Here is a 23,215-nt window from a genome sequence, read left to right as displayed (position 1 = left end):
GAACTTGCTACCTTTCCCCAATTCACTTTCCACCCATATCTTCCCACCCTGTGCCTCCACTATACCTTTAGAGATTGCCAACCCTAAACCAGGCCCCTTCAATTCTTCCATCACTGTCTCATCTTCCAGAGTCAACCTGCGAAATTTATCAAATACCTTTGAAATTTCCGTTTCTGGTATGCCGCATCCCGTGTCGCTAATGGACACCTCAACGAAACCACTGCTTTCTCCTGCCTGACCACCGGTCTCCTTTGCCTCTATAACCACCTTGCCTTGCCTGTGGTTGAACTTCAGCGCATTACTTAAAAGGTTATCTATGACCTTTTTCAGCTCTTTTCTATCCCCTAAAACCTGTCCCATTTTTTCTTCTTTTTTCACCTCGATTTCAATCTCTCTCTTCCGGGCAAGAGATTGAAACTCTCCTGCCTCTTCTTCAAGGACCTCGCCTAAATTAAAAGGCTGCCTCTTAATCTCAAGCTGTCTGGCTTCTATCTCAGCCAAGTCAAGGACATCGTTAATCAACTTGCCCAGGCGGGAAGCATTATGTTTCATTATGTTTAATGCTTTAATCTGCTTTTCCTTCCCGATTCCAGCATCTATTCCTTCAATAAAAAAATCAATATAACCTTCTATGGCTGTGAGAGGAGACTTGAATTGATGGGAAATACTGGAAATAAAGGTGCTCTTTAAACGCTCCAGTTCTCCGGGTTTTTCAGCAATCCAATTCAATTCTGCGCCCAAATGGCTTAACTCGTCATTTTCTGGTTCTATCACCCTAGCGAATTGGCCCCTGGCAATAGATTTTGCTACAGTGGTTAATTTTTCGACCCTGCCCGATATTCGGCTGGCCATAACCAATGTTCCAAGAATTCCTAAAACTATTCCTATTATACCTAAAAGCAGGAAAACCCACCTTTCTAAGAAAAAACCCGCGGCGATTAATCCCCCTATAATTCCGCATAAAAATAGACCGGAAAAAAGAACGATTTTTGTCTTAATCTTCACTTCTACTCCTATCTGTTTTACCAAGCTTAAAACGAACCTCCACAATAAATCTTTTGCCCATCCTTTTATTTACTCTATCCATTATAGACTTCCTTTTTGCTGACAATTCCTGCATATACACAGGGTTATCTACTTCTACCAACAATTTGCCTTCTCGAAAGTTACCAATCTGGGCATGCTTTGCCAGTCCACCCACCTCTTCTTGCCAGATAGTGAACAACTTCTGACTCTCCTCGCCCAGATTAAACTTTCGGAAAGTTTCTTTAACTATTCCTTTTATTTCCCTCAGGTATGTCACTATACCCGGTCTCTCCTCTTTATATATGGAGTCCTTGCGAAAGCAAGGTAATTAAATTCTGGAGTGTGAAACGAGAGTTTCACTGAGTCAAGCTTTCGCTTGACACTCCACCTCTCCCTTTCGGGAGGACTCCAGACTTTGATATTTTGCAGAACGCCCGGTTTAGTGTTTTTTGAGAATCAATTTTACTTTAAATATTATATCATATTCTCATAGGCATGACTATAGAAATATAATCTTCCCCGGTTGTTGGTCTTATTAAACATGGATTGAGGGAATTGGTCAGTTCTAAACAGACTTCCTCGCAGCCAATATTTCTCAAGACACTTATCAGAAATTGGGGATTATATGCAATTTCCATCTCCTTGCCAGCATAATCGACTCCCACCACGTCTCGAGCCTCACCGAGCCCTTCTGTATTGGCACTAATAACTAGTTCATTCTTCTTCAGCGAATACCTGATCGAGTTAGACTTTTCGGTAGTCAACAGGGCAACTCTCCTGGTTGCTTGTAACAGTGCTTCAGTCTTTATTTTAAGCTTGATCTCACTGCTTTTGGGAATGACCTGTTCGTAATTGGGGAAATGACCCTCGATTAATCTGGAAATCAAAATAGTATCACCTATCATAAAGCCTACTTGATTCTCCTCAATATTTATTCTTACTTTGCCTTCTTTTTCGGTTTCTTCTCTTGTGGAAATTTGTGTTAGGATTCTATTAAGCTCATTGACCGCCTTTGTGGGAATGATTACTTTTACTTCCTTTTTCTTATCAATTTCTATGTCTTTGGAAATATAAGACAATCGCCGGCCATCAGTGGAAACCATTCTAACCTTTCCTTTCTCCACGCGAAAATATATCCCACAGAGAACATAGCGAGTCTCATCTTGGGAAACAGAAAAGATGGTTTTCTTAATCATTTCACTTAACGATTCCCGGTCAATAGAGAATTCCCCGTCAGTTTTGAATTTTGGTAGCGCGGGATAATCTTCTTTAGGCAATCCCAACAGATTAAAAATTGCTTGCCCACTATTAATTTGTACCCGACTCTTTTCGTCAACTTTGATGTTAATCTCCTCAGAGGGTAATTCTCGCACCACCTCCGAGAGAGTCCTTGCTGGCAGAGTTATCGCCCCCGGTTCGGAAACTTCTACTTTTACCGAACATCTTACTCCTACTTCTAAGTCTGTGGCTGTCATATCCATTTTTTCTCCCTTAGCTTCCAATAGAACATTTGCCAGTACAGGGAGAGTACTCTTAGTTCCTACCACAGCTTGCACTGTTTGAATTCCTTTAAGCAATTCTTCTCGTTTGCAACTAATCTGCATTTTCTTCCTCCTTCTTCTTTTTTTTAAATATTAAGATTAGTAGTCTGTATTAGTAGGGGATGTTAATATGTTAATAAAGTTAAAAGAACGAGAAAAATTTAGATTTAACTTATTTTTTGGAAAAATACTTAAAGAAGAATATGATGTGAATAAAGATTATAAAATATTAAGATAATGCACAAGAAATCAATTTTTGAAAATTTATTCACTGTATCTTCACCTTATTCACAATCCATCAACATATTATCCCCAACATTTTATATATTCACCATGCGAGGAGATTTGGTGTAGCGAGCATTAGAATTTTTAGCCAAAAATCGAAGATTATAGCAGCAAAGCGCAAGCTTTGCCTCCGTTTATTCCCGATTATTATCGGGATGCTTACAAAAAATTGTCAGCGAGCAAACCAAATCCCGAACTTCTCTTTTATACTCCAGTCTTTATTTCCTGCGTTATCCTATTTACGAGAGCGGCGAAGAAAGGGTCGCCGGCAAGTTTCATCTTAATCTTTTCACAAGCATACATTACTGTTGTATGATCTCTGCCACCAAAGTCCGTCCCAATCTCTGTCGTAGAATATTCGGTTAAGGTTCTGGCCAGATACATTGCCACCTGCCTGGGAAAAGCAACGGCATCTGTTCTCTTTTTACTTTTCATCTCTTTAACATCCAGATGGAAATGTTTACTCACTGCGTTTTGAATCAGTTCTATGGTTATGGGAACAGCAATCTCTTCTTTGGTAATTATATCCTTTAGAATTTCTTTAGACCGGTCCACAGTAACTTCACTTCCGGTCAATGAAGAAAATGCCACAATTCTGATTAAACACCCTTCCAACTCTCTGATGTTGGACTTTATTTGGCTGGCAAGAAACAGAACTACATCGTCTGGAATGAAGATGTTTTCTGCCCCTGCTTTCTTTCTTAAGATGGCAATTCTGGTCTCTATATCAGGCGGCTGGATATCGGCAATTACTCCCCATTGGAATCGGGAGCGGAGCCTTTCTTCGATAGTAGGTATCTCCTTGGGAGTGGAATCAGAGGAAATAACAATCTGTTTGTGAGCTTCATAAAGGGTATTGAAAAGATGGAAAAATTCTTCTTGCGTGCTTTCTTTCCCGGCCAGAAATTGGATGTCGTCAATCATAAGAACATCCAGATGGCGATATTTGTTGCGGAATTCTACCATCCTGTCGTTTCGGATCGATTCAATAAGTTCATTGGTGAATCTTTCCGATGTGATATAGAGAACAGCGAGCCTGGGGTTCTGTTTTTTATTATAGTGTCCAATAGCCTGTAATAAATGTGTTTTCCCCAAGCCCACTCCTCCATATATGAATAGAGGATTGTAGGCTTTTCCAGGGTCATTGGCTACCGCCTCAGCAGTTGCGTGAGCGAAACGATTAGAAGGACCAACCACAAAATTCTCAAAGGTGTACTTGAGATTGAATTCCATTGTGGCGAAGGTAGTCTCGTCTGCGGCAATCGATGTCGGTTCAATTTCTTCATCTTTTCTTTCCTTTTCCTGGATGTGGGATTGGGGGTCAATGGTGAAAATTATTTGCGCTTCTGAGGCAGTAGTTACTCTTAATAATTCTTCGATTTTTCCCTTGTGCCTCTCTTGTAAATATTTGGAAAAGAACCTATTGGGCACCTGAACGTTTAGGATATTGTCTTCAAAAGATACGGCTCTTGTGGGTTTGAACCAGAGTTCGTAACTATCTTTGGGCATTTCTTCCTTGAGTTTATTTAGAATTTCGTCCCATAATTGCTCTGCGGACAGCACCATTTTTGCCCCCTTCTCCACCGATTTCAGATAGTTCTCCTTCACGAATTCATTATGCTGTAGAATCAATTATGCCTACCAATTACAAGCATCAAAGAACCGTGAGCCATGTCACCGATTTGCGGAAAGTTACTAACAGGTTGTTAACAGGTGTGCATAACTTAGAAAAGAGTAATCCGATTTTTGGTTTGAGATATCTATAATTCAGAATTTATCAAATTTCTTTTGGTAAGAGAAATGAAACTGCCTGTCGTCAATCCAGGGGTTTGGGGATAAACCTCAGGCAGTAATGGGGTAAAGGGACAGAACTTTGATAGCCTTTGCCTAATGTAGAAAAAAATTTCCGAAGATATTATATTATTCTTCTTAAACCCTGTCAACATTTTTTTTAGGGGAAAAGTTTTTGACCTCGAACCAATCCTTGACAAGAGAAGAAATAAAAGATACAATTTAAAAAAATTTTAGATTGGTGTGAGAACAGATGAAAAGGACTTACCAACCAAAAGTTAGAAGAAAAAAGAGAACTCACGGCTTCAAAAAGAGAATGGCCACAAAGGGTGGCCGGAGGATTTTGCGGGCAAGGAGAAAAAAGAAGAGAAGAAGGTTGTCTTCTTAGAAGAATCTTTGGTTATGAAAAAATTTGCCCTGGAAAAACAGCAGAGGATAAAACGTGAGGCCGAATTTAAAAAAATTATGAAAAAAGGGAAATCCTATGCGGATAAGTATTTAGTTGTGTATGTCCTGGAGAAGTCTTCCCAGATAAATCCGCTTACTTGCCCGTCGAAAGAAGTAACTCAAGAGGGAGAGAGTCGATTACCCAGGATGGGACTTTCTGTAAGCAGGCGGATTGGTAAGGCGGTAATTCGCAATCGCATTAAACGCTGGATGCGGGAAGTGTTTCGCCTCCACCAGTCCCGCTTAAAAGACAGGATGGAAATAATCTTGATCGCCCGTTCTTCTGCCAGGGAATTAGCCGATTACTTTGAGTTGGAAAAGAGAATTTTGCATCTCTGGGGAAGGGCGAGGATAGTGAGGGATTGAGGGAAATGGCAGTAAATATAATTGTAATGGTGATTAAATTTTATCAGAAGATTTCATTTCTTCTCCCCAGGGCTTGCCGTTTCTATCCTACCTGTTCGGAGTATACAATTCAAGCCCTCAAGAGATACGGAATAGTGAAGGGGGCATTCTTAGGAATAAGAAGACTTTTGAAATGTCATCCTTTCCACCCCGGAGGTTACGACCCTGTAAAATAAATTTTATTCTAAATTAGAAAGGAAATTCAATGGAGAAAAAAACGATACTTGCTGTAGTCATTTCCATGATAATTCTTCTGGTCTGGTCAAGATTTTTGCGCCCTCCTCCCGTGGAGAAAAAAGTTGCTCCTGTTACAGAAAGAGAGGAGAGAGTGGAAGAGATTGACAGGGAAGCGAGGGTTTCTCCTCGAGCTTTGCAACTTGACAAAGAGGCTAAACAAGTAGTAGTAGTCACCGACACTTCCAGAATTGTCCTCGCCACCCAGGGAGCAAGAGTGCTGGAATGGTCTATTAAGGAGAAAGGAAATGCAGTCGACCTCGTTCTGGAGAGCTTTCGTAGCCAGGGGATTCTACCTCTCGATTTGGAGATAGAGGGCTTTCCTGGACTTTCCCATGCCCATTTCCAAACAGAGGAGGAAGAACTCGTATTGGAGGAGGGCAAGGAAGGAGAAGTTCTTTTCAATTATCGGTTGGGTAAGGGACTGCTTCTCTCCAAGATATACCGGTTCTCCTATGGAGGTTATCTGCAAAGTCTGGAAGTGAGAATTCATAACCAGTCCAAAATCCCTCAACAGATAGGAAATCTGACCCTGTTATGGCAGGCAGGGTTATCCATAGACGAGGCTTTACTTAAAGAGAATATGAAGATGATGAAAGCACAGGGAAGGATTGAGGGGATGGTTATCAAAAAATTGAAACCCAGCACTTATACGGGTAAGATAGAGTGGATAGGTGTAACCAACCGATACTTCCTTGCTGCATTTATTAACGGGGAAGAGGATTTCTCTACGGGTAAAGTGGAAATCTTCGATAAGCATACTCCTGCTGTTGGTCTGATTGCTCCCTCTTCTATTTTAGAGCCCAACCAGATTAAGAGTTACAAAGTTGATCTATTAGTGGGGCCCAAGGACTATGGGTACTTGAAGAATTTTAATATTGGTCTGGAACGCACTCTCGACTTTGGACTTTTCGGATTCTTAAGCACAATCTTTCTATCTGTTTTAAACTTTTTTTATAGGCTAACTTATAACTATGGCTTCTCTATAATCATTTTAACCTGTATATTGCAGGTGTTCACCTTTCCTTTGACCAGGAAAAGTTTCAAATCGATGGAGGCAATGAAAAGCCTTCAGCCGAAGATGAAGGAATTGAAGTTGAAATATAAAGATGATCCCAAAAGACTTAATGTGGAAACGATGAATCTTTATCGTTCCCGGAAAATGAACCCTTTTGGTGGTTGTCTGCCGATGATTTTACAGATTCCTATATTCTGGGCACTGTTCACCATGCTTAGAAACGCAGTTGAGCTCCGCCATTCGCCTTTTATATTCTGGATAGAAGACCTATCCATGAAAGACCCTATCTATGTTTTACCAATTTTGATGGGAGCTACAATGTTTTTGCAACAGAAGTTGACTGCCACCGGTGACCCTGCGCAGTCTAAAATGATGATGTTTATGCCTGTTTTCTTTACGGTTATCTTCCTGAAGTTCCCTTCGGGTCTGGTTCTTTACTGGCTAACGAATAATATTCTCACCTTAACAATGCAATTGATTATGAAGAGGAAGTCGAAAGTTAAAGCCTGAATTTATAGGAGATTTTCCAATGGAAGAGAAAGAATTTAGTGGTAAGAATGTCGAGGAAGCAATTGAGAAAGGATTAAAAGAGCTCGGCCTTTCCCGGGACGATGTGGAAGTAAAGATTCTCGATGAAGGCAAGGCAGGATTATTTGGTCTCATGGGGGCAAGCCCGGCTAAAATCAAGCTGATAGTTAAGCCTTTGAAAGGTTTAAAAGCTGAAGAGAAAGGAAAAGCAGCTCGGGAGAAACTTTCTGGCGGCAATCTTATTTCTGCTCAGAAAAAAGTAAAGGAAGAACTGAATGAAATCCTAAAATTAATGGGAATGGAAGCAGAAGTAACCACCTCCTTAGAAGAGGAGAAGGTAGTGGCAGACATCAAAAGTGAAAACGGGGCAATTCTAATCGGGAAGAAAGGTCAGACTCTAAATGCCCTCCAGCTAATTGTGAATCTAATTGTGAATAGAGACGAAAAGACGAGAACAAAGGTAATTGTAGATACTGAAAATTATCGTCAGCGACGGGAGAATGCATTAGTGAAGATGGCCGGGGAGGTGGCTGATGAAGTGAAGAGTAAGGGCAGGTCTCGTGAGTTAGAACCAATGAATCCCGCTGAGCGCCGAGTAATCCATCTTGCATTGAAGGATGATAGGGATGTGGAGACTACCTCACAGGGAGAAGGCAATTTCAGGAAAGTGGTGGTCTCTCCAAAGAAGAAATAGGAGAGAGGTTCGATTTGAACATTGATACAGAGGATACAATTGCTGCCATCTCCACTCCAATGGGGGAGGGCGGATTTGGCATTGTCCGCTTAAGTGGAAGCCAGGCTATCCCCATTGTGCTGAGACTGTTCATTCCCAAAAGGAAGAAGAATTTAGCCGGGGTAGACACATTTACCATCCATTATGGACACATCTACGATAGAGAAAAATTGGTAGACGAAGTTCTCCTCAGCGTGATGCGGGCGCCTTATACTTATACCCGTGAAGATGTGGCAGAGATTTCTTGCCATGGGGGGATAGTTCCCCTGCGCAAGGTTCTGGAATTATGTTTAATGGAAGGTGCCCGGTTAGCAGAGCCGGGGGAGTTCACCCTGAGAGCTTTCCTAAATGGCAGAATAGACCTTATCCAGGCCGAGGCAGTCTGTGATATAATCAGGTCTCGAACTGACGCCGCCCTGAATTGTGCACTCCACCAGATGGAAGGACACTTATCTATAACTGTAAACAGGATTCGTGACTGTATAGTAGACCTTCTGGCCCACATTGAAGCTTGCCTCGACTATTCTGAAGAGGATATTCCCCATCTTTCCCGAGGAGAATTAGCGGAAAGGATGGAGAAACTCTCCGGGGAGTTAAAAGAACTTCTGAAGTCTGCGCAATCAGGAAGAATTTTACGAGAAGGTTTGCAGACAACCATAGTGGGCAAGCCTAATGTGGGGAAGTCCTCCCTGTTGAACGTGCTTCTTGAAGAGGATAAGGCGATTGTAACTCCTGTTCCGGGAACGACCAGAGATGTGGTTGAAGATATGGTTAATATTCTCGGCATTCCCATGAAGATTATGGATACCGCGGGAATCAGACGTGCCCGGGATGAAATTGAAATGGCAGGGATAGAACGGACGAGAAGGGCTATTGCACTTGCAGACCTTGTCCTTTTTGTAATCGATTTATCGATACCCTTGAGCGAAGAGGATTGTCATATCGCAGAAAACCTACTGGGCAGGAAAACAATCTTAGTGGCTAATAAATGTGACCTTCCCCAGGTGGTATCTGAGGGAGAAATAAGAGAACTGTGGGCATCTTGCCTTAATCGACTTGAGCCCGAAAAAGAATCATTATCGGTTAATTCAGCTAACCCCGCACATGACAGTTTAAGCAATCCCTCTATTCTGAGAAACCCGCCTTTAATTAAAGTATCAGCAACCAAAAAGACAAGAATAAAAGATTTACAAGAGCTAATCTACCATCTATTTATTAAGGGAGAAGTGAGTATCTCTGATGCTGTTCTGGTTACAAACGTTAGGCATCAAGATGCTCTGGTAAAAGCTGAAGAATCCTTAAAAAAGGGAATAGAAGCTTGCGGGAGGGGAGAGTCGGAAGAATTTATAGCCCTCGATTTACGCCGGGCACTGAAGGCGCTGGGAGAAATTGTGGGAGAGACTGCCACTGAAGATATTTTAAGTAGAATCTTCTCCAAATTCTGTATAGGCAAATAAAAAAAGGGTCAGAGTGGAATGAAGAGACTCATTGTCCTCCTTATTGTCCTTGCTATTCTGTTCATTGTATACGATTCATTCATCAAAGATCGCTGGTTGGTTGAACGATCCATTAAGGAAGCAAAGCAACTGATAGAGGAGAAGAAGTTTGAGGGGGCGTTTAATTACGTTTCCAGAGATTATAAAGATAGATATGGGAACGATTACCATGGTCTAAAGATTAAAGTAGAAGATTTCCTTAAAGGGTTTGGTGATTTTAAGGTTGATATTTTAAGAAAGAGGAAGAAGTTCGAGGGTAAAAGATGTGATCTCTATCTATTCATTGTCATTGAAGCTTCCCATAGAGAATTTGGTTACCTTAAAGGGAGGGAATTTTTTAAGCTTTCTCTAATAAAAGAGGATGATGGTACATGGAGAGTAGTGGAAGGAGAAGCAATAGGGGATAAGAAGATTTCTAACGAAATAAACTAATGGGAGTAATCCAGAATGAAAAGCGTGATTCTCTACTATTCCCGGACGGGGAAGACAAGATTTTTAGCAGAGAAACTTCAACAGGAACTGGGTGGAGACTTAGTGGAGATAAGAGATCTTAAGAAGAGAAGGGGGCCTTTTGGTTTCCTCAGAGGGGTGCGGGACGCCCACCTTGGCTTAAACACTGAAGTGGCTCCTTCAGGTTTTGATCTAAGCAAATATGGACTGATTATATTGGGTACACCTGTTTGGGCATACAGTCCCACTCCTGCCCTTAACGCGTTTCTCCAGACCTGTAATCTTATGGATAAAAAGGTAATTATATTTGTTACCTCAAGAGGAGTGGGATATCACCGGGCTATCGATATTTTAAAGGGCAAAGTGGAAGCAAAAGGAGGAAAAGTAGTAGGAGTCGGTTCGGTAAAGACGTGGCTCAGGGGAAAGAAATACCTCTTCAGGGCTGGAGTCGAACTGACAAAATTGTGGAAAACTTAGAAAAGAGGACAAAAAGAATTGGTAGTGTAGGGCTTTATGCCCGTAATGGTTTCTGAAAGGAGTAGCGGAGCAAAGCTCCGCGTCAATGTAGGTAGGAAAAAAGGGGTCAGGTCCCTTTTTGACCCCTTTTTGCTGGAAAATTGTTTCACGTGAAACAATTTAGGAGCTCTTATTTCGCATAAGGAAAATATATGCGAAAATTGAGGTTTGGAAAAGAGGGGAAAAAGAAGGGGTCAGAGCCCTTTTTTGAGGTCCCTTTTTGACCCCTTTTTGCTGGAAAATTGTTTCACGTGAAACAATTTAAGGGGCGCTCATTTTGTATAAGGAAAATATATGCGAAAATTGAGGTTCGGTTTAGCCCTGGGTGGCGGAGGAGCAAGGGGGCTGGCGCACATAGGGGTGTTGAAGGTTCTGGAGGATGAGGGAATATCCATCGATGTTATTGCCGGCACCAGCTCAGGGGCCCTAATCGGGGCGCTCTATGCCTGTGGGTATAATGCTTCTTCTATTGAGAAGAAAGGTTTAGAATTTTTGGAGAGCAGTGAATACAAACGAGCCAGGCTCGAATTCTTAAAGGATGAGATAGGAGAAGAAGGCTCAAAACCCATTAAAAAGATTGTCTCTTATGCAAAGTGGAAGTTGATTTATAACCTGAGTTTAGTAAAGCTTGCTCTGGTTAGTGAGAAGAGAATAAAGACAATAATAAATAGTATTCTGCCAGATAAGAATATAGGAGATTTAAGGATTCCCTTTGCTTGTGTCAGTACTGACCTAACTTCCAATAGAGAGTTCTGTTTTACTAAGGGGCCTTTGAGAGAGGCGGTTCGGGCAAGCATCACCATTCCTGGCCTCTTCCCGCCCTTGAAATGGGAGGGCAGGAGATTGGTCGATGGAGGTGCGGTGAACCTGGTCCCCGTGGACGTTGCTTTCAGATTGGGGGCCGATTTAGTGGTAGGTGTGGATGTGCATGGGTCTTTCCCGCGTAGTAATCCTCAGGAGATGAAAACAGGGTTGGACGTTATTCTCAGGACTAGCTATATCTCTAGATTATTTCTTAATGAACTTCGGTTGAGAAGGGCGGATCTGGTGATAAAGCCGGAGGTGGGTAATATTCACTGGGTAAATTTTAAGAAGTTAGAATATTGTATAAAGAAAGGGGAAGAGTCTACCAGAGCTAAACTAAGAGAAATCTATAAATTAATGAGGAAAAGAAGAGTGGGAACCCTGTGGAAGAGGCTCTGGGAACCACCAGGCTAATGTAGAAAGGTCTGGAGTCCTCCCGAAAGGGAGGGATGTAATCGACTCCCGATTTCATCGGGGGACTCCACATTACTATCTTTCAAATATTGTAGCTAGAGAGCTTCGCTCTGCCTCATATGGTGGATGTCTCCAAGGGAACTCTTATGGATGGGTTAGCTACCTCGTTGCAAAAAAGAGCTAAACAAGCAGGGATAGAGCTCAATAAGGACCAGATAGGAAAGTTCCTCCTATTTTTGCAAGAACTCCAGGAATGGAACAGAAAGGTTAATCTCACTGCCATAAATGGAGAGGAAGAGGTTTTAGTTAAACATTTTATAGATTCTCTCTTCTGCCTGTTAGGAGTTCCATCTAAAATTTATCAAAAGATAAGAAAAATTATAGATATCGGTTCAGGAGCAGGATTTCCCGGGATACCGCTAAAGATTTATCAGCCAAGATTCGAGCTAACTTTGCTTGAGGCGACAATGAAAAAGGTAGAATTCATGCGTTATATCTCTGGTAAACTGGGTTTTGAAAGGAGTTTAGAGGTAATTCACGGAAGAGCGGAAGAATACGGAAGGAATGGGGAGTACAGGGAGAAGTATGATCTAGCGGTATCCAGGGCAGTTAGTAATTTAGCTATCCTTGCTGAATACTGTCTCCCTTTCGTTAGGGTTGGAGGGATTTTCATTTCCCAAAAGGGTCGAGAGATTAAGGGTGAACTCCAGAAAGCAGGTAAAGCGATAGAAGTTCTGGGCGGGAGAATAAATAAGGTTATACCTTATAAGTTACCATTGAGAGGAGAAGAATTAGAGAGAAATCTGGTAGTGATGGATAAGGTGGAGAAGACGCCGGAAGATTATCCGCGGAGGCCAGGAGTGCCGGCCAAAAGGCCGATTAGATAAATTTTTTGTATTGTATATTTTTAATTTTTTTGCTAATATTTTTAAAACAATACTTTTTCTGTCATTGCGAACGAAGTGAAGCAATCTCGTAGTTCATAAGGAGATTGCCACGCTCCTTTCAGTCGCTCGCGATGACATTTGTAGCAGGAGTATCTTATGGCAAAGATTGTGGCAATTGCAAATCAGAAGGGAGGAGTGGGGAAGACCACAACGGCTATTAACCTCTCTAGCTGCCTGGCACATTATGGGCAGGAGACACTCCTTATCGATATGGATTCTCAGTCAAATACTACGAGTGGTCTGGGGATGGAAAAGGATAAAGTTAAACATACTATCTATGAAGTGCTTTTGGAAAAAGCCTCGATTGAAAATATCCTCGTTTCCACTGAGATTGACTGGCTCGATTTAGTCCCAGCAAATGTAGATTTGATTGGAGCAGAAGTGGAGCTCGTGGGACTTATCTCCCGGGAGACAAGGCTAAAGAGAGCACTCAATGGATTGGGTAACCTCTACAAGTATATTCTCCTCGATTGCCCACCTTCCCTGGGGCTTCTCACAATTAACTCGCTGACCGCAGCCCATTCAGTAATTATTCCCATCCAGTGTGAATATTATGCTCTGGAAGGTCTTGGCCAACTAATGAATACATTGAGGCTGGTAAGAGAGAATTTGAATCCCAGATTGCAGATCGAAGGGGTTCTTTTAACTATGTTTGATGGCCGAGTCAACCTCTCTTCCCAGGTAGTTGAGGAAGTAAGTAAGTTCTTTAAACAGGCGGTCTATCAGACAAAAATTCCCAGAAATGTGCGGCTGGCTGAGGCTCCGGGTTTTGGGAAACCTGTTATTCTATATAGTAAAGATTCGAAAGGTGCACAGTCGTACCTTTCATTGACTCGAGAGTTCCTGAAGAGGAACGGAGTGGAAATAGAAGAGGAGTCAGAGAGTTGAGTTTGGGGAGGTAATAGGAATGCGTAAAGCACTGGGTAAGGGCATAGAAGCACTAATTCCCAAGGTATCCCGGGTAGCTCCCGTGGAAGTTGTAAGTATTGATATTAATAAGATAAAACCTAATAAATACCAGTCCAGGATGCAATTCGACCAGGGAAAGTTAAAGGAGTTAGCGAATTCTATAAAGAGAAAGGGTGTAGTTCAACCGATAATTGTTTCTCCCTCAGGAGAGAACTACCAACTGGTAGCCGGAGAGAGGCGCTGGTGGGCAGCCAAAATGGCAGAGTTGAAAGAGATTCCAGCAGTGGTCAAGAGAGTTACTGATAGAGAGATGTTCGAGATATCTCTAATTGAGAATATCCAGAGAGAGGATCTGAATTCCATAGAAGAAGCTACAGCTTTTGAGAGGTTGATGAAGGAGTTCAATTTAACCCAGCAGGAATTGGCCGACCATTTAGGAAAGACCAGGTCAACGGTTGCCAATATTTTGAGACTTATCAATTTGCCTGAGGAGATTAAAGAGTTCGTTTCCCGTAAACTTATATCTGCCGGACATGCCCGGGTGCTCCTCTCTATCGCAGAGGAGGAGAAACGAATAGACTTGGCCAGGAAGATACTCAAGGAAAAGTTGACAGTACGTGAAACAGAAGATATTGTAGAAAGATTGAGAGTCAAACGGACTCCCTCGGGAAAAAGAGTTGCCCGGAAAGAGAAAAGTCCCGAGGTCGTTGAACTGGAGGAAGAACTCCAGAGAATTCTGGGGACGAAAGTGAGGATTAAGTCTACTGGTTCTGGCAGGTTTTCTCCGGGAGAAGGAGGGAAAGTTCGGGGTAAGATAGAAATCGAATACTATTCTCTGGAAGATTTGGAAAGGATAGTTGAACTATTAAAAAGCTGATAGTGTTCTGGGAGGTTGTAAATGGTCGAAGAAGAGCCAAAGCGTGATGACAAATCTAAAAAGAAAGAGGTAAAATTATACCACCCTCTCGTTGGTGAAGTTCTATCTAAAATCTCCGAGATTGAAAAGAAAGAGGAAAAGAAAGAAGAGGAGAAAGAAACTCCCCAGGAAAAGTTTCTAGGGGAAGGAGAATTTGAAATTCCCAAGAAGGTCAAGAGCTCTTTAAGGAAGAAGATAAATTTTATAGTAAAGACCTTTTCTATTTTAGTCGTTCTATTCTTTGCTGGCTGGTATCTGATGGCCAAAAGATTTCCTTTAAAGACCTGGGTTGTTGACCGTTTTTCTATTCTGACCCATAAGGTTATAAAAGAAAAAGATAGTGTGTGGATAAAGAGAAAAGTTCCTGGCGCACTAAAGGAAAAGGAATTTACCTCTCCAAAGAGAAAAATCAGAAAAGATGTGAAAGGAATTCCTGTATATATAGAAGCGAAGGAAGTAAGAACCTCTAGCCAGGACAATGTGTCCACCCTCAATTTTATTACCTCCGATTCTATGGATAGAGTTGTAACCTTCTATTTAAGCGAGATGGAGGGGGAAGGCTATGGGTTGGTGAAGGCCGATTATTGGCCAGGTGCTGATATTGGACAGCTCTTTTTCTCTAAGGAAGGTAAAGACTACACTGTTAGTCTGGTGGAGAACGAAAGAGGCGGGGTTAATGTAGTTATTTCGTATATCGAATAGATTGGTCGCGTAGGGGCGACCTTTATGGTCGCCCAGGGGTTTTATGCCCATAAAGGGCTACACTACTGACAACTTTTACCAGAGCCACATTTTTAAGGAGGAATTTATGAGAAGAGTAATCTTTTGTTGTTTAATTTTGTTTTTGGTCCCAATTTTAACCGGAGGATGCGCTGGTCCCGGGAAACGTCCCGCAATAATTCGCGAGGAAAGAATAGTTGAGAGGAGTCAGGAGTTTAGGCCGGAGTGGATATTCACACCAATATCTATTCAGGAGGGCATGTTTTCCTTTAGTGGCGGGGTGGAGGGGCAAGCCGATTTCTCTCTGGCTCTCCGTAAGGCCAGGGGAGAAGTAATCAAGAATATTATCACCGGTATGAAGAGCAAGGTTCAGAGAGAGTTCAGTGATGCTGCCCGTGAATTGGGTATTAGTGATGCTGAGTTAAGCGAGCTTTTGACCGAGACTGTGGGGAAAATGATGGATATTTATCAGATGCATGGTATAAAACCAAAAGAAACCTATTACGAAAAAGTGGAAAGGCCGACCGATAAGGGAGTAGAGTACTTCTATAACTGCTACAAGTTAGTTGAAATCGCCGAAGAAGAATACATTGAGTGGAGGGATGGGGCTTTGAAGAGCGTCAAGGATGGGGCTAAAGCAGAAAACAATAAAAGAGTAGAAGAAATAGCTACCCAAATTCTGAAGAAGCTTTCTCAATAGGTAATATAGTTTAAACAACCAGAGACAGAAAAGGAGTGGATATGGTAAAAAAATTTTTAAAGGAGTCTATAATCCTGTCACTGGTCTTCCTTATGGGCTGTGCTCAAACCGGGGTGAGGCCTTATGCTGAAAAGTACAAAGGTCCGAAAAAGAGAATTGCTGTTATTGATTTTGAAGTGAAGGTCCCGCGTGCCCACAGGAAGATTGGTTCAGGGATGGCGGAGATGCTTATTACCGCCTTACACGAAACGGGAGAGTTCGTTGTTGTGGAAAGAAAGGCGATTAGCGATATGATTAAGGAACAGGATTTAGGTGAGGCAGGAAGAGTGAGAAAAGAGACAGCAGCAAAAATTGGCGACATACTGGGTGCTCAGGTTCTGGTGAGGGGAGCGGTTACTGAGTTTGAGGAAAAAGTCAGCCGGGGAGGAGTGGGGGGAGTTCTTCTGAAAAAGAAGACAGGAGCTGGCCTCACCACGACCAGTGCTTATGTTGCCTGTGATATCCGTATGTACGATGCAACAACGGGAGTAATTTTAGAAGCCACAACCAAAGAGGCTAAGGCAAGGTCTGTCGGTGTCGTCTTGGCTGGCGTTCTTGGGACTGGCAACATCCTGGGTGGTGGGTTCTCTACTAAGACTCCGTTGGGCAAGGCAACCCGCGGGTGTATAGATGAGATTGTAAATGCAATTGTGGATAGAATGGAAACAGTTCCCTGGCAGGCCAGTATAGTCAAGGTGAGTGACGGTAACGTATATATTAATGTGGGAACAGAGGCCGGGGTCAAAAAAGGAGAGGTCTTTGAGGTGTACAGAGTCGGAGAGGAGTTGATCGACCCGGAGACAGGACTTAGCCTGGGCGCCGAAGAGAGTTATGCAGGTAAGATAAAGATAGGAAAAGCAGATAAGAAGTATGCTATCGCTACAATTATGGAAGGAGAAGGCTTCCAGCGGGGTGACGTGGTGAGGATACCCTGACAGTCATAATTACCATGGATACAACAAAGGATACAACAAACTTATTTAAAACCAGATTAAGTGAAAAAGACTTTGGCAAACTTGCCAGGATAGAGAATCCCAAACTTCTGCAATTCGTTGCCAAGTATATAGAACTATGCAATCCTGATACTGTTTTTATCTGCACTGACTCAGCGGAAGACAGAATATATATCGAGCAGGAAGCAATAAGAACTGGTGAAGAGAGGATGCTTGCTGTGCCTGGACAGACCGTTCACTTTGATGGATATTATGACCAGGCAAGAGACAAAAAGAACACTAAGTACCTTTTATCTAAAGGTGCCGATTTAGGTCCAAATTTGAATCTAATTGATAAACAGGAGGGACTTAAAGAGATTAATACGATTCTTAAAGATATTATGAAAGGGCATAAGTTATACGTGCTTTTCTTCTGTCTGGGTCCTTGTGGTTCTGAGTTCTCCATACCTTGCGTCCAGCTTACTGATTCGGCCTATGTTGGCCATAGTGAGCAGTTGCTCTACCGGGGAGGTTATGAAGAATTCGTTAGATTGGGTCCTTCTGAAAGGTTCTTCAAGTTCGTCCATTCAGAAGGAGAGCTGGAAAATAATGTGAGTAAGAATATCGAAAAACGCAGGATATACATTGATACTGAAGAAGACATCGTATATAGTATGAATACCCAGTATGGGGGCAATACAATAGGATTAAAAAAGCTGGCTATGCGCCTGAGCATAACTTTGGCGTCAAAGGAAGGCTGGTTGACAGAGCATATGTTTATTATGGGAGTGCACGGGCCCAATAACAGGGTTACTTACTTTACTGGTGCTTTTCCTTCTCTTTGCGGGAAAACGGCTACCGCATTATTAGAAAATGAGACGGTAGTGGGAGATGACATAGCTTATCTCAGAAATAAAGACGGTATGGTTCGCGCAGTCAATGTGGAAAATGGAATTTTTGGCATAATTCAGAACGTGAATTCAGTAGACGACCCTGTATTATGGGGAGTACTGAACAGTCCGGGCCAGATAATATTCTCCAATGTTCTGGTGACTGAAGAAGGTGACACTTACTGGATTGGCAAGGATGGAGAAATTCCCCCGCGGGGGATTAATTATTCGGGAGAATGGAGACCGGGTAAAAAAGATGCTAAAGGTCGTGAGATAAATCCATCACATCCCAATGCCCGCTTTACCGTTGAGTTGAAGCTTCTTAAGAATATGGATGCGCAAATAGACAATCGGGAAGGAGTAGTTATAGAAGGAATTGTATACGGAGGCAGGGACCACGATACGTGGGTCCCTGTGGAAGAATCCTTCGACTGGGTACACGGTATAATAACCAAAGGCGCCGGTCTGGAATCAGAGACTACCGCGGCAACCTTAGGTAAAGAAGGTGTCAGGATACATAATCCCATGGCCAACTTAGATTTTCTTTCTATACCTATTGCCAGGTACGTACAGGATAATCTGAACTTTGGCAAGGGGTTAAAAAATCCCCCTACTATCTTTTCCGTGAACTATTTTCTTAAAGATGCGCAGGGAAACTTTTTGAATAGCAAGTGTGACAAGAAGGTCTGGCTTAAGTGGATGGAGCTACGTGTCCATAAGGAAGTGGAAGCCGTGGAAACTCCCACTGGTCTAATACCAAAGTATCAGGACCTCAAAAGACTTTTTAAGGAGATTCTTAACAAGGATTACTCTCAAGAAAGTTACAGGGAACAGTTCGTTTTGAGGGTTAAAGAAAACCTGGCTAAGATTGATAGGTTAATTAATATTTATAAAAAGAAGGTTCCTGATACGCCGGACATAGTATTTAAAGTTCTGGAAGAACAGAAACAGAGGCTAAACAAAGTAAAAAATAAGAAATAGAAGAATTTATCCTCCAGCGTATCTTTATCCCAGGGGCACAACTGTCAATATCTTCCTCGCCTGTTCCGGATATTTGGCTATAAAGCGAAGCTCCCCGGCGGTGAGAGGCTTCTGGGTGTGCACATTGGCGTAACGGACAAGTTCCAGGATTTTTCTTGCTTCTTTATCGTCCTTAAATTTTACCTCTAATTTTCCGTAGACATTCCTGAATCCCTTAATCCCGCTATACTCGCCGGCAGTGATCTGTCTTCCCGTCTCTATTATTTCCGGCTCTCCCCGGCCCAGTTCTTCGAAGTCATAAAGTTCGTAATTTCTGCGGTCCTTTAATGCGCCATCAGCATGTATCCCTGACTCGTGAGCAAAGGCATTTGCGCCCACTGCTGGCTGGTTGATGGGAATGGGAACACCAAATGCATATGAGGCATATTTAGCGATCTTCCAGGCACAAGAGACATCTACTCTCTGGCCTAAAATGTATCTATTTTCCAGACCACTCGATTTCTTAATAGCTAAAATTACAGAAATAAGGTCAGCATTTCCACACCTTTCTCCCATTCCATTAATAGTAGTATTGATGTAGGCATCTACTCCACCATCGATGGCAGCTTTGGCCCCAGCCACTGAGCAAGCTACTGCCATTCCCAGGTCGTTATGGCAGTGTAGTTCAACTGGTAATTTGACTTCTTCAGCTAAGAGTTTGACCTTTTCATATATACTGAAGGGGTCATCATACCCTAAGGTGTCACAATAACGGATGCGACAGGCGCCGTGTTCCTTTGCTGACTGGGCGAACCTGACTAAATATTCCTCGTCAGTGCGGGATGCGTCCTCGGCATTGACGCCAAATGTTTCCATTCCCTTTTCTTTAGCACTATCGCAGGCTTCAGTCATCATTTTAAGGATGTCTTCCCTTCCCTTCCTACCTTCGAATTTGCCCCGCACCATCTGATGGGAAGTGGAGATGGAGAGATTCAGATGTTTTACTCTGGTTAGTCGAGTAGCATCTTCCACGTCTTTCTTGATTGCTCTAATCCAGCCGGAAAGGATTATCGGTTTGAGCACTCCCATTTCCGCCAGTTCCAGATTGGCATTGAGATAACTGGTCTCGTGGCGAGTTGCGGGAAAGCCAAACTCGCTCTGATAGATACCCATTTCGTTGAGATAGATATTGATCATCGTCTTCTCTAACTTGGCCAAACCGAGCATGGCAGTCTGCACACCGTCTCTATTAGTTACGTCAATAATGTAAATCTTATTTTTAGCCAATTGTTTCCCTTTCTTAGACAAAACGCCAGAGCTGAAAATAAGGCGGCGTCTCTATTGAAAACTCAAATTACTTCTTCCACACTCTCTTCTTGAGGTTTTTAACAGTTGCCTCCTCAACGGGATACAGTTTGTATATTATTTCGTCCGGTTCAAACCAGAGCTTTATTTCCCTCTCAGCTTCTGCTTCATTCGTAGAGGTATGGATTACGTTTTCATAAATGCCACTGGTGGTGATGCGTCCGTAAGCACCCCTTATGGAGATAGGATCAGCCTCCTCAGGATTGGTGGCACCAGCAAGCTGTCTAACTTTTTTTATGGCGTTTTCTCCATGATAAACCATAGCCAGAACTTTTCGCCTTTTGTGGAGTTCTCCCTGGATATATTTGATAAGTTCTTCGAAGAATGGCTTCTTTTTCATGTGGCAGTAATGTTCTTCAGCCAACTCTCGGCTGACATGGACAATTTTAGCTGCAGCGATCTCCAACTTTGTTTCCGAGAGGCGGGTTAGAATATTACCGGTTAAAGACTTCTTTAAGCCATCCGGCTTTATGAGAACTAAAGTCTGCTGAATCAATCCATTTTCTCCATTTTCCTCTATAATTGTATCTGTTTTATACTAAAAAGTAAACCAAAATGTCAAGAAAATTCTTGACTTTAAAGGTTAATTTATTATATTCTACTATAGATATTCAGAATTTACCAATTTTTATAATCTATTAATTCCCTATTTTGGAGAGGAGTAGCTCCGATTCATCGGAGCGTTATATAAACGCACCCTAAAGGTTGCGGCTACAGCCTGCGTGGAGTAGCAGAGCTTGCTCTGCGTTATTATCGCGAAACAAGTTTCGCTACTCCAAAACAGCCTCTGAAGAAGGGGTCTTTTTAATTTTAACTTCATCAAATAAAATGGTCACTCAGGCAATTAAAAAAATAAAAGAAGTGGAAAAGAATTGTCAAAAGAAGCTGGAACAGGCACGTCTTCAGACAGAAGCTATAATTCAGGATGCGTTGAACAGAAAAATAGAACTAATCGTTCAAGCCAGGAAAGAGACACAGGAGACAATGGAAGAGCTGGCTAGGCAAGCGGAGGAAGATGCTCGAAGAGAAAGCAAGAAAATTGCTGATAAAGAAAAAGAAGAGATAAAGAAACTGAAAGAGAAAGTAAAACCCCGCTTCCACAAGTCACTGAGTCGAATACTCCGGGAGATGGGAATTCAACTAAAATAGAATGGCAATTTCTAAGATTAAAAAAATTCAGATAATAGGACATAATTCAATACGGGAAAACGTGCTCGCACTCCTCCACAAATGGGGAGTTATGGAGATTAATGACCTGCGGAAAGAGCTTACCCAGGACTATTTTATGGAATCGAGGCAGGAGTCGATTTTTGAAGACAGATTGAGAAAAATTCAATACCTCCTCGAGTTTCTCGCCAGTTTCCAGGAGAAGTCCGCATTTCTGGAAGGGTTAACTCAAGAAAAGTTAGTTCTGGACCGAGCTGAATTGTCTAACATTTTAGAGACTTTCAGATTGGATGAAGTTTACTCCCAGTGTAAGAATCTGGAAGAAGAATTTCGCGAATTAGAGGTGGAAAAGAAAAGACTTAGCGAGGAGAAGACCGTCTTAATTCCCTGGAGAGATTTATTGTTAAACTTGTCTGACCTTGTGGATACAGATAAGACTCGAGTGGTTCCGGGAATCGTTCCTGTGAAAAATTATAAAAAGTTCTCAAGCGAACTGGAGAAGAGTTCATCAACGAGTTACTGGTGTGAAGTCAGACGAGACAAAACTTCTGTATATATGGTGCTTATTTTTCTAAAAGAAGAGAAAGATAATATCATTCCTCTTCTAAAGAAGTACGAATTTTACGAAACTCTTTTGCCTCAAGTGAACCATTCGCCTGAGGAGTTTCTTATCCAGATTGAAAGGGAGATAGGAGAAGCGGAAAACAGGAAAAAAGAACTGAACAGGGAAGCCTCTTCTCTATTGCGTTACAAGGCCCAGCTTATGGCTGTACACGACCACTATTATAATCTCCAGAAGAAGGAGAAAGCAGGAGATTTTTTAGCCCGGACAAGGGTCTCCTTTTTCCTTTCCGGTTGGATTCAGGAAAGCAGGGTGGGCCGGGTAAAGAAAACTTTAGAAGAGAAATATCCCGAGATAGAAATAACAGTTTCTCCTCCCGGCAAGGGCGAGAAAGTGCCTGTGATTCTGGAAAATAGTAGAGCAATTCAGCCCTTTGAAGTTGTTACAGACCTTTTTGGTCGCCCCGTATATGGAAGTATCGATCCTACCCCCTATATGGCACCATTCTTTGCCCTCTTCTTCGGTCTCTGTATTACTGATGCAGGATATGGTATAGTTCTGGCGGTATTTTCCTGGCTCGCTCTGAAGAAATTAAAGATGGGACCGATGGGGAGGCGTTTTTTCCGTTTAATCGGTTATGGAGGTCTGGCTTCTATTTTTTGGGGTACGGTGACTGGTGGCTGGTTTGGGAATATGATTGATAAATTACCGGAGAGTTTCAATTTCCTGAAAAGTATGAAGGGGGCAGTCGTTGTTTTCGACCCCATAGAAAATTCACTCCTTTTTTTAGTATTGGCGATAGCTCTGGGCTTTATTCAGGTGTGGACGGGAGTGACTATAAGATTGTTGAGAGAGATAAAGGATAAGGACTGGCAGAATGCTTTCTTTAGAGAGATGCCCGCCCTGGGGGTACAAGTTTCGCTTCCCCTCCTTATAGCCATCTACCTATTCAAGGTTCTACCTTCCATACCGGTTCTGGTGATAATCAGTGTGGGACTATTTTCTCTTAGCAGCTTAGCAATATTTTATAATCAGTGGACTACAAACAAAGGAGTGCTGTTTAAACTCTTCTGGTGCTGGTTTGGCTGGTACGGGGTAGTAACCGGGAATTCGTTAGCCGATATACTTTCTTATCTGAGGCTCTTCGCCTTGGGTTTAACCACGGGTCTTCTGGCTTCTGCGATTAATGAAATTTTCTCTCTCATTTCGGAAATCCCCTACGTCGGACTTCTATTAGCAATTGTTCTCTTTGTTCCGGCACATCTATTTAATTTGGCAATGAATGCATTTGGGGCATATGTTCACACTTCCCGGTTACAGTATCTTGAATTTTTTATGAAGTTTTTTCAAGGCGGAGGGGATGTCTTCAGACCTTTTGCCGAGGAGAGAAGATATACAGTTCTCAGGAGTTAGTAGCTGC

General features: G+C 42.4%; 24 protein-coding genes. 18 read left to right on the top strand and 6 right to left on the bottom strand.

Annotation, left to right across the window (positions count from 1 at the left end; genetic code table 11):
- The 4 genes from VMW39_02420 to dnaA all read right to left on the bottom strand — a co-directional run.
- A partial coding sequence (locus VMW39_02420) for a HAMP domain-containing sensor histidine kinase (GenBank protein ID HUW22872.1) occupies nt 1-1,005 on the bottom strand: 1,005 nt, incomplete at its 3' end.
- Nucleotides 995-1,303: a DUF721 domain-containing protein gene (locus tag VMW39_02415; GenBank protein ID HUW22871.1), complete on the bottom strand. Its 309-nt coding sequence runs from the start codon at nt 1,301-1,303 to the stop codon at nt 995-997. The genes VMW39_02420 and VMW39_02415, both read right to left, overlap by 11 nt.
- 202 nt (nt 1,304-1,505) lie before the next feature.
- Nucleotides 1,506-2,630, bottom strand: a complete 1,125-nt coding sequence (gene dnaN / locus VMW39_02410; protein HUW22870.1) for a DNA polymerase III subunit beta — start codon at nt 2,628-2,630, stop codon at nt 1,506-1,508.
- A 426-nt stretch (nt 2,631-3,056) separates the two neighbouring features.
- The gene (gene dnaA / locus VMW39_02405) at nt 3,057-4,418 is read right to left on the bottom strand and encodes a chromosomal replication initiator protein DnaA (protein HUW22869.1); all 1,362 of its coding nucleotides are present in this window, start codon (nt 4,416-4,418) and stop codon (nt 3,057-3,059) included.
- A gap of 478 nt (nt 4,419-4,896) precedes the next feature.
- Here dnaA and rpmH point away from each other — a divergent pair, with 478 nt between their 5' ends.
- The 16 genes from rpmH to VMW39_02325 all read left to right on the top strand — a co-directional run bounded on the left by rpmH (nt 4,897) and on the right by VMW39_02325 (nt 18,722).
- A complete protein-coding gene (gene rpmH, locus VMW39_02400) occupies nt 4,897-5,031 on the top strand; it encodes a 50S ribosomal protein L34 (GenBank protein HUW22868.1) in 135 nt (44 codons plus the stop codon).
- Between the two features lie 14 nt (nt 5,032-5,045).
- Entirely contained in the window at nt 5,046-5,456 is a 411-nt protein-coding gene (rnpA, locus tag VMW39_02395; GenBank protein ID HUW22867.1) for a ribonuclease P protein component, read from the top strand.
- Nucleotides 5,457-5,461: 5 nt separating this feature from the next.
- Nucleotides 5,462-5,671, top strand: coding sequence for a membrane protein insertion efficiency factor YidD (yidD, locus tag VMW39_02390; GenBank protein ID HUW22866.1), 210 nt, complete (start codon nt 5,462-5,464; stop codon nt 5,669-5,671).
- 29 nt (nt 5,672-5,700) lie between these two features.
- The gene (gene yidC, locus VMW39_02385) at nt 5,701-7,257 is read left to right on the top strand and encodes a membrane protein insertase YidC (GenBank protein HUW22865.1); all 1,557 of its coding nucleotides are present in this window, start codon (nt 5,701-5,703) and stop codon (nt 7,255-7,257) included.
- Between the two features lie 19 nt (nt 7,258-7,276).
- Nucleotides 7,277-7,969, top strand: a complete 693-nt coding sequence (gene jag / locus VMW39_02380; GenBank protein ID HUW22864.1) for an RNA-binding cell elongation regulator Jag/EloR — start codon at nt 7,277-7,279, stop codon at nt 7,967-7,969.
- Between the two features lie 14 nt (nt 7,970-7,983).
- Nucleotides 7,984-9,465 (top strand): tRNA uridine-5-carboxymethylaminomethyl(34) synthesis GTPase MnmE, encoded by a 1,482-nt coding sequence (gene mnmE / locus VMW39_02375; protein HUW22863.1) that lies wholly within the window; start codon nt 7,984-7,986, stop codon nt 9,463-9,465.
- Between the two features lie 18 nt (nt 9,466-9,483).
- Complete coding sequence (locus VMW39_02370; protein ID HUW22862.1) at nt 9,484-9,936, top strand: hypothetical protein; 453 nt, start codon at nt 9,484-9,486, stop codon at nt 9,934-9,936.
- Between the two features lie 15 nt (nt 9,937-9,951).
- Nucleotides 9,952-10,431 carry an NAD(P)H-dependent oxidoreductase gene (locus tag VMW39_02365; protein ID HUW22861.1) on the top strand — a complete coding sequence of 160 codons (480 nt, stop codon included), beginning with the start codon at nt 9,952-9,954 and terminating at the stop codon, nt 10,429-10,431.
- Nucleotides 10,432-10,764: 333 nt separating this feature from the next.
- Complete coding sequence (locus tag VMW39_02360) at nt 10,765-11,688, top strand: patatin-like phospholipase family protein (GenBank protein HUW22860.1); 924 nt, start codon at nt 10,765-10,767, stop codon at nt 11,686-11,688.
- A 146-nt stretch (nt 11,689-11,834) separates the two neighbouring features.
- The gene (gene rsmG / locus VMW39_02355) at nt 11,835-12,575 is read left to right on the top strand and encodes a 16S rRNA (guanine(527)-N(7))-methyltransferase RsmG (GenBank protein ID HUW22859.1); all 741 of its coding nucleotides are present in this window, start codon (nt 11,835-11,837) and stop codon (nt 12,573-12,575) included.
- Nucleotides 12,576-12,731: 156 nt separating this feature from the next.
- Nucleotides 12,732-13,523 (top strand): AAA family ATPase, encoded by a 792-nt coding sequence (locus VMW39_02350; protein HUW22858.1) that lies wholly within the window; start codon nt 12,732-12,734, stop codon nt 13,521-13,523.
- A 19-nt stretch (nt 13,524-13,542) separates the two neighbouring features.
- Nucleotides 13,543-14,421: a ParB/RepB/Spo0J family partition protein gene (locus VMW39_02345; GenBank protein ID HUW22857.1), complete on the top strand. Its 879-nt coding sequence runs from the start codon at nt 13,543-13,545 to the stop codon at nt 14,419-14,421.
- Nucleotides 14,422-14,442: 21 nt separating this feature from the next.
- Nucleotides 14,443-15,162, top strand: a complete 720-nt coding sequence (locus tag VMW39_02340) for a hypothetical protein (protein HUW22856.1) — start codon at nt 14,443-14,445, stop codon at nt 15,160-15,162.
- Nucleotides 15,163-15,268: 106 nt separating this feature from the next.
- Nucleotides 15,269-15,880, top strand: coding sequence for a hypothetical protein (locus VMW39_02335; protein ID HUW22855.1), 612 nt, complete (start codon nt 15,269-15,271; stop codon nt 15,878-15,880).
- A 41-nt stretch (nt 15,881-15,921) separates the two neighbouring features.
- Nucleotides 15,922-16,854, top strand: a complete 933-nt coding sequence (locus tag VMW39_02330) for a CsgG/HfaB family protein (GenBank protein HUW22854.1) — start codon at nt 15,922-15,924, stop codon at nt 16,852-16,854.
- A 14-nt stretch (nt 16,855-16,868) separates the two neighbouring features.
- Entirely contained in the window at nt 16,869-18,722 is a 1,854-nt protein-coding gene (locus VMW39_02325) for a phosphoenolpyruvate carboxykinase (GTP) (GenBank protein HUW22853.1), read from the top strand.
- 24 nt (nt 18,723-18,746) lie between these two features.
- On the opposite strand, the gene VMW39_02320 is transcribed toward VMW39_02325, so the two are convergent.
- The gene (locus VMW39_02320; protein ID HUW22852.1) at nt 18,747-19,988 is read right to left on the bottom strand and encodes a homocitrate synthase; all 1,242 of its coding nucleotides are present in this window, start codon (nt 19,986-19,988) and stop codon (nt 18,747-18,749) included.
- 67 nt (nt 19,989-20,055) lie between these two features.
- Nucleotides 20,056-20,562, bottom strand: coding sequence for a nucleoside-diphosphate kinase (locus tag VMW39_02315; GenBank protein ID HUW22851.1), 507 nt, complete (start codon nt 20,560-20,562; stop codon nt 20,056-20,058).
- Between the two features lie 332 nt (nt 20,563-20,894).
- On the opposite strand from VMW39_02315, the gene VMW39_02310 reads away from it, so the two are divergent.
- Together VMW39_02310 and VMW39_02305 are read left to right on the top strand one after the other, a co-directional pair.
- Complete coding sequence (locus VMW39_02310) at nt 20,895-21,215, top strand: hypothetical protein (GenBank protein ID HUW22850.1); 321 nt, start codon at nt 20,895-20,897, stop codon at nt 21,213-21,215.
- Between the two features lies 1 nt (nt 21,216).
- Complete coding sequence (locus VMW39_02305; GenBank protein HUW22849.1) at nt 21,217-23,208, top strand: V-type ATP synthase subunit I; 1,992 nt, start codon at nt 21,217-21,219, stop codon at nt 23,206-23,208.
- The last annotated feature ends 7 nt before the right edge of the window (nt 23,209-23,215 follow it).

Source organism: bacterium (assembly GCA_035530055.1).
GTDB lineage: Bacteria > UBA6262 > WVXT01 > WVXT01 > WVXT01 > WVXT01.
Note: the sequence above shows the minus strand (reverse complement) of the source record. Positions and strands in the feature narration are given on the sequence as shown.